General features: G+C 45.6%; 9 protein-coding genes. 7 read left to right on the top strand and 2 right to left on the bottom strand.

Annotated features, from left to right (window positions below; translation table 11 throughout):
• The first annotated feature begins 198 nt into the window (after nt 1–198).
• The 5 genes from C1A09_RS09175 (at nt 199) to C1A09_RS09155 (ending at nt 7,465) form a co-directional block, all read left to right on the top strand.
• The gene (locus C1A09_RS09175) at nt 199–1,479 is read left to right on the top strand and encodes a fimbrillin family protein (protein ID WP_101543236.1); all 1,281 of its coding nucleotides are present in this window, start codon (nt 199–201) and stop codon (nt 1,477–1,479) included.
• A gap of 21 nt (nt 1,480–1,500) precedes the next feature.
• Nucleotides 1,501–2,538: a fimbrillin family protein gene (locus C1A09_RS09170; RefSeq protein WP_101543235.1), complete on the top strand. Its 1,038-nt coding sequence runs from the start codon at nt 1,501–1,503 to the stop codon at nt 2,536–2,538.
• Between the two features lie 6 nt (nt 2,539–2,544).
• Entirely contained in the window at nt 2,545–3,126 is a 582-nt protein-coding gene (locus tag C1A09_RS09165; RefSeq protein ID WP_233519940.1) for a DUF3575 domain-containing protein, read from the top strand.
• A 77-nt stretch (nt 3,127–3,203) separates the two neighbouring features.
• Complete coding sequence (locus C1A09_RS09160) at nt 3,204–5,477, top strand: hypothetical protein (protein WP_245874993.1); 2,274 nt, start codon at nt 3,204–3,206, stop codon at nt 5,475–5,477.
• Between the two features lie 23 nt (nt 5,478–5,500).
• Nucleotides 5,501–7,465, top strand: coding sequence for an outer membrane insertion protein (locus C1A09_RS09155; protein ID WP_245874991.1), 1,965 nt, complete (start codon nt 5,501–5,503; stop codon nt 7,463–7,465).
• A gap of 12 nt (nt 7,466–7,477) precedes the next feature.
• Here the strand turns inward: C1A09_RS09155 and C1A09_RS09150 are convergent, their stop codons facing one another.
• Entirely contained in the window at nt 7,478–8,005 is a 528-nt protein-coding gene (locus C1A09_RS09150) for a TlpA family protein disulfide reductase (RefSeq protein ID WP_101543234.1), read from the bottom strand.
• A gap of 190 nt (nt 8,006–8,195) precedes the next feature.
• Nucleotides 8,196–9,629, bottom strand: a complete 1,434-nt coding sequence (locus C1A09_RS09145) for an aspartate ammonia-lyase (RefSeq protein WP_101543233.1) — start codon at nt 9,627–9,629, stop codon at nt 8,196–8,198.
• A gap of 336 nt (nt 9,630–9,965) precedes the next feature.
• Here C1A09_RS09145 and C1A09_RS09140 point away from each other — a divergent pair, with 336 nt between their 5' ends.
• Both C1A09_RS09140 and ansB read left to right on the top strand, forming a co-directional pair.
• Nucleotides 9,966–11,276: an anaerobic C4-dicarboxylate transporter family protein gene (locus C1A09_RS09140; RefSeq protein WP_101543232.1), complete on the top strand. Its 1,311-nt coding sequence runs from the start codon at nt 9,966–9,968 to the stop codon at nt 11,274–11,276.
• Nucleotides 11,277–11,318: 42 nt separating this feature from the next.
• Nucleotides 11,319–12,380: an L-asparaginase 2 gene (ansB, locus tag C1A09_RS09135; RefSeq protein WP_101543231.1), complete on the top strand. Its 1,062-nt coding sequence runs from the start codon at nt 11,319–11,321 to the stop codon at nt 12,378–12,380.
• The last annotated feature ends 1 nt before the right edge of the window (nt 12,381 follow it).

The following is a 12,381-nucleotide window of genomic DNA, read 5'->3' as shown; positions in this document are numbered from 1 at the left end:
CCGTTCCCCCTAAAGGAAACGACGGTTTCTTACTGTGGGAACGACAGTTTCCCTCTATGGAAACGGAAGTTTCTCCTTAAGGAAACGGGAGTTTCCCTTCGAAGAAACGGGCGTTCCCTGCAAGAGGAAACGCGGGTTTCTATTAACAGAAGATAAAAAACACATGTTTTACGACTAATAAACTCATTACTCAAGATTATGAAAAAGAATATCTGGATATGGGCATTGGCAGCCACCACATTGACGACAGCCTGCTCGCAAGACAATGACCCCGTCGGTGAAGAACCGAAACAAAAAGTCACCGACAACGACTGGATAAGTCCGGACGGACAGGTAGTAATACAACTGGGCGGTACGGACAACACGGCAGCCGATGCAATCATCACACGTGCACCGATAAAGGATGACGGAAGCAACTTCTTCTACGACCTTTCCGGTTCCCTCACAAATCCCAACACCGTAGGTATCCTTGCACTGGCCTCGGACAAGGCAGGATGGAGCGATACAGACAATTACGGCATTTTGCTGAACAACATCGAAGGTATCGGCAGCACCGAGAAGAAATCGAAGGCAGACGGTGCCCAAAAAGACCAACTCAACAAAATCACGCTGAAAGGAAAAACGACATGGGGCGGCGTGTACTACTACCCAATGAAAATAAAATATAACTACGACTTCTACGGATATGCACCTTATGTGACAGGCGAAAGCGTGAGTGCAACAGATTCCAAGATTTCGTATACGAACTTCAATGGTTCACAGGATATCATGTTCTGCAAAGCTTCGGCACAGGACATACCGGCGGGCGCCATCTATACAGACGACTCCCAAACCATGAACACGGAGGTGTTGAAAGGTTATAACGCCAAATACATCCGCCAACTGAAGTACCACAAACAGCTGAACTCGGGTGGCAGTACCGGAAAAGAAGACTACCCCTGGATTCCCAACCTGGCCTTCGAACACCAACTGGTATGGTTGAAATTCTCCGTAGTAGTGGCTAAAAACCAAAGCGATGCCGACAAGGCCGCAGTTGCCGGACAACTAACGGTAAAGGACATCAAGCTGAAGGCCCATCCCACCACTGTGGATTTGGACTTACAGGCAGAAGATGCCAACAGACTGGTATGGGGATCCGGAACCCAAGACTTACCGATACTCAACCCCGACAACGATGCTGTTGTTACCGAAGCTTTTGTACCGGAACAAACAGAAACACCTACCATAAGAGGTTATCTGCTCGTGCAGCCACATACAACCTACACCGTAAGCCTGACCGTAGTTCCCAAAGCAAGCGACAATGGTGTACAGCCCGAAAGCCAGACATTCGATGTGGAACTGAAAAATGTTGGAAAAGGCTTCGAAAAAGGCAAGAGCTACAATATCCGCCTCGGCATCTACGCCCTGCAGGAAGTAGAAGCTACCGCTGAACTGATTCCTTGGGGTGCTGACGAAACAATCGACATTCCCGTAGAATAAAAGAGAACAAACTATCAAGTAATGAGTAAACAAATAGTAAACATATCCTCTCTCTTAAGTTTCATGCTCCTGTTGTCAGGATGCGGACAAGAAACTTCATTGGTTCCCCTCCCCGGTAACGGGGAGCAGGAACCGGTGGAGATTCGCTTGAACGCAAGTCTGGCAGAGATAAGTGTGGAGGTGACGCGCGCCGATGCCACTATGTTGATGCCCAATGGTAGTAGGATAGGTTTATACGGTATGCGAAATTCCGGCGACTTGCCAGGAAACAATCCCTACATCGATAACTGGGAGTTTGTTACAGACGCAGATGGAGCAATGAGTAATCCGGATCACGCCAAAGTCTACTTTCCTGCCGGAAGGGAACAGGCATTTCTCTATGCCTACAGCCCCTATACAACATCGGTAAAGGTGATGGCGGATGGTAAGGTAGGTATCCCCGTAAAAAGCGATCTTGCCGACAACCCTACTGAGAGTCCTTGGAATACCGAGCCTTGGACACATGCAGCCACCGACCTGCTCTATGCTTACGATGACCCTATTCATCACTACAGACTGCCCCTTCCCGATAATCCTCTCAATGAAAATGCCTATTTCATTTTCAAGCATGCTTTGGCAAAGCTGAACATTCTGGTATCTACCTCTTCTGCTACTGAAAGCTATCAGTTGAACTCCATCGCCGTGACCTTCAGTAACGGACAGTATGGCTACATGAACCTGACAGATGGTAAAATAACCCCCGAAGCTTCTTCAACAAAGACTTTTACCGTAGGTTATGATCCGTCACAAACCATAATCAGTAACACCACTGATCAAGCACAGTTTTCTCACATCGTAATTCCACCCGCCACGATTACCGATAATGCCATAGAAGAAATAAAAATAACCGCCAATGGTACGGAATACATCGTGTATGAAGCTACAAGCGGTCCCGTCATCACCTTGACAGCCGGTATGCAAAAAACATTACATATCAAGTTCAACCCTGATAATCAGGCCCATTCTTCATTGATAGATTGGGATAATGATGTAAATCAAGATATTGATTATAATAGATAGAAAGAAATGAAACCGAAACAGATCCTCCTCCGTTCCATGCAACTGGTGTTTGCCACGCTGCTCTTGCTCTGCGCCGCCCCTGCCCTGCATGCCCAGCAAATAGCGATAAAGACCAATGGACTGATGCTTGCCGCTATGGCACCCAATGCGGGTTGTGAATTTGTTGTGGGCGAACGAAGCAGTATCGACCTGTCCGCTTTCGGTTCTGTCAACATCTATGGCAACAAAGCCAAGATACTGGGGTTCCAACCCGAATACCGCTATTGGTTCAACGGTCGTCCCATGACTCGCGAATATGTAGGTATAGCAGCTCTGGGTACCACCTACGACATCACATGGGGAGAACAAGTTTATAAAGGTGACGCCTTTGGCGCAGGTATTACTTTTGGTTATGCACTCAATTTGAACAAACGTCTCAATGTGGAATTTTACGGAGGCTTCGGTGCCGTATACTTCAATCAGAAACAACATTACAAAACCGACAATCTGGACGATTATGTTGAAAACGGCGTGACGCAAGCCAACGCCAACGGATATAAACTGTTGCCAATAAAGCTGGGAGTGTCAATTTCGTACATACTAAAGTAACTGTAAATAGAACAGTGAGAGTTATGAGCTAAAAAATATAAAAGGATATGAAGGAATTGGGTAAAATTCTATTTTGTATGGCTATGGCTTTTGTTACGCTTCAAACAACGGTGGCGCAAGAAATCTCCATTGTTTCAGGTAAAGTACTGAACTTGCCCGAAGGCGAAAAGAAAGCACGGCCATTTCCCGTAACAGAAAAGGTATATGTATTCGCCTTCAATACGGTGGCTGCCGCACGCGACGCCTTGAAACAACTGGAAGGCGGAGGAGGTACTATGATGTCTGATGCTGATGCCGTGGCAGGAGCCGATGGATATTACGAGATACGCGTGGCCGAAACCGGTGCGCTCATCTTCCGCGTAGCGATGAAAAGCGAACTGCGCGAAGTGAACTACAAACAAACGATCGATCTTTCCATTGACGGTGGTATCGCCCTGGACGAGGTAGAAGTTGTAGCTGAAAGCAAGAAACCGCAACCCAAACCTGTAGCAGGCAAAATTGTAGGTAACAAACTCATTGTGGATAATTCCATTGGTATACCCAGCAACTACGGAGCACCCAACCGGCGGCTTATCATGCAACCATACGTAGTGGATTGCACTACGGAGGACACGGTAAGTTATATCGAACCTACCGTGATAGACGGTGAAGAATATGGCCTGACGCAAGACCGACGTATGGCCTATAATATGAAAAACGATAAACTCGCCGCCTTCATCAGCCAACGTCGTACCCTCAACGAAGAACGTTTCGACCTGACTGTGAAAGATTCAGTACCCATACCCGATCCAAGACGCATATACAGCGTACTCACCAAAGTGATCATTGCCGACTACACCCACCCCACCTATATGGACGAATGGAAACTGACGACTTGCAAGATAAAGCGTCCTCTACAATTTCTGGAATTCTCATTCCCCGACTTTGAACTAGACCCCGATAAATATAAAGAAACTCCCCGGCGCGAACGACGCAACACTGCCGGAAACATATCACTTACTTTCCTTGTGGGGAAGGCGGAACTTGATCCTGAAGACTCTACCAATATCGCCCAGATGCAGAAACTGCAAACCGATTTGATGAATATTGTCAATGGAGAAGGAACCACCCTGAAAGAATTCAAGATTACAGGTATATCTTCTCCCGAAGGACGTTATGCCAGTAACCTGGATCTTGCCCGAAGACGTACCGCATACGCCCTGCAGCAAATCACCTCCGTTATTCCACCCGAGAAATGGAAACGGGTATTTAAACATCCCAACGAAACACGCGTAGCCACTTGGGACGAAGTGGCGGACTTGCTGGAACAAGACAGTTTAAAGGCCGAAGCCGCCGACATCAGGGCGATCACTCAAAAATACAAAAATCCGGACGCACAGTTTGCAGCTGTATCACGACTCCCCTACTACGCCACCGTTATCAAAGACCGGTTACCTAAGTTGCGTACCGTCCAATACGAATACAAGCATGAGATCTTCCGTGAACTGAATCCTGACGAAATTCTGGAACGTTACAAAAATGACCCTGACTACCGGGACGGCAAGAAGTCGTTTACCCGCTACGAATACTGGCACCTCTTCCAGATGGTGAAAGATCCGAAAGAAGCGGAAAAGATATTCAGGCGTGCTTACAGGGAGACTATGGCTTACGACCTGAAAGGGCAAGAAAAGCCATGGATACTTGCCGCCAACAATCTTGCCGTGGCGCTTCTGCGGCGCGACACTTTCGACGTGGATGTACTGAAACCGCTGATAGACATCACCCGCAAAGTGAACATGATAGATACTTTCAACGACGGTATCAGTGTGATAAAGACAGAAGTAAACCCCGAAACAATCGTCGCCAACCAATTGGCAATGTACATACGTGCCTACAACTTTGAAGATGCCAGTATCCTGGCCGACAAATTGCCCGACACCGAACGTTTCCAGATGATCAAGGCTTTTGCCAACTGTCTGGGTGGATATTATGATTACCGGGGAGCAGCCAATATAAAAGAATCTGAAGAACGGAAAAAGGTATTCCAACAAGTAAAAAACTCCTCACCCATGAACAATGTCGTAATGTGTATGGCCATGGAGACAGACCCATACAACCGGGAAGCTGAAACAGCTCTGGACTCCATCCCCGACAGTTCACTGAAGCAATACTTGAAACTGGTACTTTTCATAAGAAGCAAGAAACTATACGAATGGAGTTACGACAATGCATTGGATTTTGACGAAGCGTGTAAAATACTGGACGCCATTATCCAGAAAGATAAGAAGTTCCACAAAATAGCTACCAATGACGGTGAAATCAGTAAGGAATTCATGGATTATTTTGAAGAGGGAGGATGGAAACTCTATTAAACGTGAAGATTGAAGTATAAGATATGAAACATAAAAACATATTGGGGAGGATGGGGAAACTAATCGCATTATTTTGCGGAATGTTGTTGACGGGAACAATACCCGCTGTTGCACAACAACCGAAAGAGCCGATATCACCGGAGAAGCAAAAACAACTGGAAACGCAATCCGAACAGCACCGTGACAGCACAAGTACGGACAATACCGGTTTCGACGCCACACAGGAAATATTTTCCAAACGTTACCGCCATCCCGATGCCGTACCTTTTGACACATTATGGAAAAACAATGTCTATATTTCCCTGTTCGGAGGTATGGATAAGATGGTACCGCGCGGTAGCGCCGACTTCAGTACAGGTCCCATCGGCGGCATTGCCGCTAACTGGCAGTTTGCACCCTCACACACTGTGAGAGCATCGCTACTTGCCGGGAATCTCGCCCGGAAAATAGACAACGAGACATTGCGGCGGTTCGGCTTGCAACTGGACTACTTGCTGAATGTAACCACTTATACAAGCGGTTATAATCCCGGACGCCTTTTTGAGTTCCTGACCGTGGCAGGTATCGGCTACCAATATTCCTCACTGGCAGGTAATGCGGAACATGTAGGTGAATTACATCTGGGCATACAACTGAAGCTGCACCCCACAGCGCAAGTAGACTTTTTTATAGAGCCACGTTTCACCGTTTTAAGTGACGGAATAGATCACTCTTTCCAAAAAAACTGGCATAAATATGATATGACCTACGGTGCCATAGTGGGCATGAATTACCGTTTCAAGGCATGGAAACCTTTCGGAAAAATACGTACACTTGAAGGAGATAAATTTCCAGATAACACATTCATCAGTTTCGCTGCCGGCGGACAAATACAGGCATCACGCTTAACTGACGAAATAGGGTTGACGAACTCCATCGGGCCACATTTCAGCCTGTCCGTGGGAAAGTGGCTGATACCTGCTTTTGGCCTAAGGTTATCTGGTTTTAAATCAGCCGATACATGGCATAAAAAGGTACTTGTAGCCACCGAAACCACTCCTCAAGAAGAATTCTATGAAATGTCAACGTATATGGGTGGACGTCTGGAAGGCATGTTGGATGCCACATATTTCTTCAATGGACGCCAAACCGACCCCAAGTTCTCTATAAATCTGCTGGCTGGTGGAGAACTGGGACTTATCAGAAAAGAAAGCGGATATCATCCCGCCAAAGGGGGATATACGGGTATCACGGGTGGCGTGCAGTTGAAGTACAAGCTGTTCAACGATGTATCGTTGTTCATAGAACCGCGTACCACAATGGCTTCATATTCTTTAAAAACCAATGAAAAAGTGGAGAACAGGTATTTGGCAAAGAAATATACGGATAATCTGTTCAATATCAATATAGGTATTGAAATACGCAGGTCGAATGAAGAAAGCCGGATGGCTCGTTCGCTATCTTTAGAAGACTTTAAACCTTCTTTCTTCGTCAGTGGTTCAGCAGGCTTTACCATCCCGGTGGAACCTAAACGTTACGAATTGAAACGTCATTTCAATTATCAGGCAATGTTGGCGGCAGGACGTATCTTCACTCCTATCTCATCGGCACGGGTGGCGGTAGATTTTAGTCCGTTGTCCGTAGACATGAAGGGGGGAGCAGCCAGTTACAATATGGTAAGCGGTAGTGTAGACTATCTGTTGAATTTAAGTAATCTGATGATGGGATTCGATGCCGAACGAAAGTACGACGTACAACTATTGGCGGGCTTGGTAGCTTCCATGAGGTTAGCTCCGTCAGACGAAGTGTCTGACGAAGACATGAATAAAAGCAAGTTATTCATGGGAGGAGAGTTGGGAGTACAGACATCTTACAAGGTCAGTTCCCGTTTCAAAGTCTTTCTGGAACCATTAATACGAATCTATGGTAAAAAACTGTTGAAACAAAGTAGTATCCAAGGTACCGACATCGTAATAGCGCTACGTGCAGGCACATGCTTCTCATTCTAAAGGAAGTATGCTTCATTTCAGCATCTCATCAATCTTCTTAACCAAAGAAGCAAATTCTTCAGGATTATACAGGCGGGTAAGAAAAACAATGCGGCCTTCCTTGTCAATCAGCACATTCCGGGTGATACCCGCTTTACGCAATGCATATTTGGCAAATATATCCGCTCCGGGATCCAGTCCCAAAGGATAAGTAATGCCGGTAGATTTACCAAAGGCAATCACTTTATCCAACGGCTCATCGCGGTCAATCCCGATCAAGGCGAAATTAGGGTTGGACTTATGCTTCTGCCAAATATCTTTTTCAATGAAAGGCATCTCTTTCCGGCAGACGCCACACCAACTGGCAGTAAATTGCAACATCACCACTTTTCCACGAAGCTCGGAGAGTTTCACAGTCTTGCCGTCGGTCAACTTTACGGTAAAATCGGGAGCCATCTGCCCCACTTTTACGATATAACCAGTATCGTCCGCCTCCTGGGCCATAACCGCCATGCTACACAATGCAAACAGGCAGAATACTAATAATCGGATTTGTTTCATTTGCTCAATCTTTAACGGTTTATTTCATAACGCAAAAGAAACGAATTAGGGGTAACAAAACAAATAGGATATAAACACTTTGCGAATATTTAACTTGTATACTTACAAAGAGGATGTCAAAAGTCCGATAACGCTATCAATATAGTAGCCTACTCAAACTTTTGACATCCTCTTTCTCCTTCCCAGATAATCAGATATTAGGTTTGATATCCAGCTTTACAGGCTTAATCATATTTTCTGGTTTCAGAATTGTATCCAGGTCTTCTTTTGAAAGTATATTATGCTCTAAAACCAGTTCGTAAACCCCTCTGCCGGTTTCAAGCGCTTCCTTGGCAATCTTAGTAGAGTTTTTATAACCGATAACAGGATTAAGCGCCGTAACTACACCGATACTGTCATGTACATGCCGGCGGCAAACTTCCTCATTGGCAGTGATGCCGTCAATGCAAAGAGTACGCAAAGTATCGAAACCGTTCATCAACAGATCGGCCGACTCAAAACAACATTGCGCCATAACGGGTTCCATAGCATTCAGCTCCATTTGCGCCGCTTCACCACTCATAGCTACGCAAAGATCATTTCCGATTACTTTGTAGTCTATCTGGTTCATTACTTCAGGGATAACCGGATTTACCTTGCCCGGCATAATGGAAGATCCCGGCTGCATGGCGGGAAGATTGATTTCTCCCAAACCGCAACGCGGGCCGGATGCAAGCAAGCGAAGGTCATTACATATCTTGTTCATCTTCACCGCCACCCTTCGCATCGCCGAAGAATAGCCGACAAGGCAAGACGTATCGGATGTGGCCCCCACCAAATCACCGGATAACTTAATCTTCAGTCCGGTAATCTTCTGCAAAGCCTCCACGCATTTTTCGGCATATCCGGGTTCTGCCGTAATTCCTGTACCGATGGCGGTAGCTCCCATATTAACGGTAAGAAACTCCTCTGCCGCAAAATTGAGGTTCTTTATTTCATCGCGCAAGATACTGGCAAATCCGTTAAATGTCTGTCCGAGAGTCATCGGCACGGCATCTTCCAACTGTGTACGCCCCATTTTGATGATATGCTTGAACTCTTCCGCTTTACGCTGGAATGCGTCGATCAGTTCCTCAAAATGTTTCATCAACTTGAGATGAGTATAATACATTCCTATATGTATAGCAGTGGGATATGCATCATTGGTAGACTGAGAGCGGTTTACATGGTCATTGGGTGAACAATACTGATACTCACCACGTTTATGTCCCATAAGTTCGAGAGCGCGATTGGCAATAACTTCATTGGCATTCATGTTGGTAGTGGTTCCGGCTCCTCCTTGAACCATGTCCACCGGAAACTGTTCGTGATGCTTGCCGTCGAGTATTTCCTTACAAGCTTTAAGAATGGCATCCCTTTGCTCACCGGTAAGCAAGCCAAGGTCGAAGTTTGCCATAGCCGCCCCCATCTTGGTGATGGCAAGAGCGTTGATAAATAATGGATATTCGTTCAGATGAAATTTACTAATACGAAAATTTTCGATACCCCTGAGGGTTTGCACTCCGTACATAGCATCTTCGGGTATTTCACGGCTACCGATTAAGTCACTCTCTGTACGTGTTCCTTTTAATAAGTTCTCTTCCATAATATATATTAATTAACAGTTATTCATTGTGTACTTCTAAATAATAACCAAAGGTAAAACAATTTGTTTTGTAAGCGATACGGCTTATCAATAAGTTAATAAACTTTAACCGTACAACAATCATACACATTATACTATATATATTGTGACAAAATGAAACATACACTCTAAAATTTCCCAAGGTCTTATTTTTGTAAAGAAAGACTTCATTTAGTAAATATACGCTAATTTCAGTAAACACTTTAACTTCTTTTTTTGTTATATAAAAGATAATTTCAGAACTTAGCCACCCGCAAAAACAATGTTGTCTTTGTATAATCTTAATTTGAAGAATATATGATATTACAATTACTATTCGTTCTAACAGCTATTATCATCGGTGCACGTTTGGGAGGTATAGGCCTTGGAGTGATGGGAGGCGTAGGTTTGGGGATACTTACCTTTGTATTCGGCCTGCAACCCACAGCACCGCCAATTGATGTGATGCTGATGATTGCCGCCGTTATTTCCGCGGCTTCCTGCATGCAGGCAGCCGGAGGACTTGACTATATGGTGAAGATAGCCGAAAAGCTGCTACGTAAAAATCCATCCCATGTCACCATCCTCAGCCCCATCGTAACTTACTTGTTTACCTTTGTCGCCGGAACGGGGCATGTAGCTTATTCCGTTCTTCCGGTGATTGCCGAAGTGGCGACGGAAACCAAAATACGCCCCGAACGCCCGTTGGGTATTGCGGTTATCGCTTCGCAGCAAGCCATTACGGCAAGTCCCATTTCTGCCGCTACGGTTGCGTTACTCGGTTTATTGGCAGGCTTCGACATTACATTATTCGATATATTGAAAATCACTATCCCGGCAACTATACTCGGCGTACTGGCAGGTGCATTGTGCTCCATGCGCGTAGGCAAGGAACTGGTAAATGATCCCGAATACCAGAAACGTCTGGCAGAAGGATATTTCGACGGTAAGAAAGTGAAGATTGACGATGTGAAAAACAAACGCCATGCCATGTTATCGGTACTTATATTCATCCTCGCTACCGTCTTTATCGTCCTTTTCGGCTCGCTCGAAGGCATGCGTCCCTCCTTCCTGATTGATGGAAAAGTGGTCACTCTGGGCATGTCTTCCATTATAGAAATTATCATGTTATCGGCGGCAGCCATTATTTTATTGGTAACCAGAACCGATGGTATCAAGGCAACGCAAGGTTCAGTGTTTCCTGCCGGAATGCAAGCCGTCATTGCCATTTTCGGTATCGCCTGGATGGGCGACACGTTTTTGAACGGCAATATGACTCAACTTACCGCATCTATTGAAGGCATTGTACGCCAAATGCCGTGGCTGTTTGGGGTCGCACTGTTTGTGATGTCCATCCTGTTATACAGCCAGGCGGCCACCATACGCGCGTTGGTACCGTTGGGCATTGCCCTGGGCATATCACCATACATGCTCATAGCCATGTTTCCGGCAGTAAACGGATATTTTTTCATCCCGAATTATCCTACTGTAGTGGCTGCCATCAATTTCGACCGTACCGGAACAACCCGGATCGGTAAATACGTACTGAACCACTCCTTTATGATGCCGGGCATGGTCGCTACGGTAGTTGCCATTGTTCTGGGATTGTTATTCATACAAATATTCTAACCAATATACTTCAACCTATTTTTTAATTTAAACAATTAAGTTATGAAAAAATTCAAAAGACTTAGTGTGGTAGCTGTAATGCTACTGTTTTCTGTAGCGGCAGTTTTCGCGCAGCAAAAGCCCAATATCCATATTCTTGCAACCGGTGGAACAATTGCCGGAACAGGAACGTCTGCCACTGCGACTAACTATACAGCCGGTCAGGTAGCCATCGGGACACTGCTGGACGCCGTACCCGAAATAAAGAATATCGCTAACGTTACAGGCGAGCAAATCGTTAAAATCGGTTCTCAAGACATGAATGATGAAGTCTGGCTTATCCTCGCAAAGAAGATTAACCAACTCTTGAAACGTTCGGATATCGATGGTATCGTTATTACTCACGGAACCGATACCATGGAAGAAACCGCTTATTTCCTTAACCTGACGGTCAAGAGTGATAAACCGGTCGTTCTGGTCGGAGCTATGCGTCCCTCTACAGCCCTTAGCGCCGACGGCCCCCTCAACTTATATAATGCCGTTGTGGTGGCGGGAGCAAAAGAGTCTAAAGGCAAAGGAGTTCTGGTAGCTATGAACGGAAGCGTGCTTGGCGCTACAAACGTGGTGAAGATGAATACCGTCGACGTACAAACGTTCCAGGCTCCTAATGCAGGTGCACTCGGTTATGTTTTGAACGGTAAGGTAACGTACAATATGTCATCCGTAAAGAAACATACCACCCAGTCCGTTTTCGATGTAACCAATCTGAACTCACTTCCCAAAGTAGGCATCGTCTATAGCTATTCAAATATTGAAGCCGACATGGTTACACCTATGTTGAGCAACGGCTATAAAGGTATCATTCATGCAGGAGTAGGCAACGGAAACATTCATAAGAATATATTTCCGGTTTTAATGGATGCGCGCAAAAAAGGTATCCTCGTTGTCCGTTCTTCAAGAGTGCCCACAGGACCGACTTCACTGGACGCCGAAGTGGACGACGCGAAATATCAGTTCGTAGCATCCCAGGAATTAAATCCCCAGAAATCACGCGTCCTGTTGATGCTTGCATTGACCAAGACCCATGACTGGAAGCAAATTCAGGAATATTTTAATGAATACTAAA

The organism is Bacteroides cutis (assembly GCF_900241005.1).
Taxonomy (GTDB): domain Bacteria; phylum Bacteroidota; class Bacteroidia; order Bacteroidales; family Bacteroidaceae; genus Bacteroides; species Bacteroides cutis.
The sequence above is the reverse complement of the archived record's forward strand: the minus strand, read 5'-3'. Positions and strand labels throughout refer to the sequence as shown.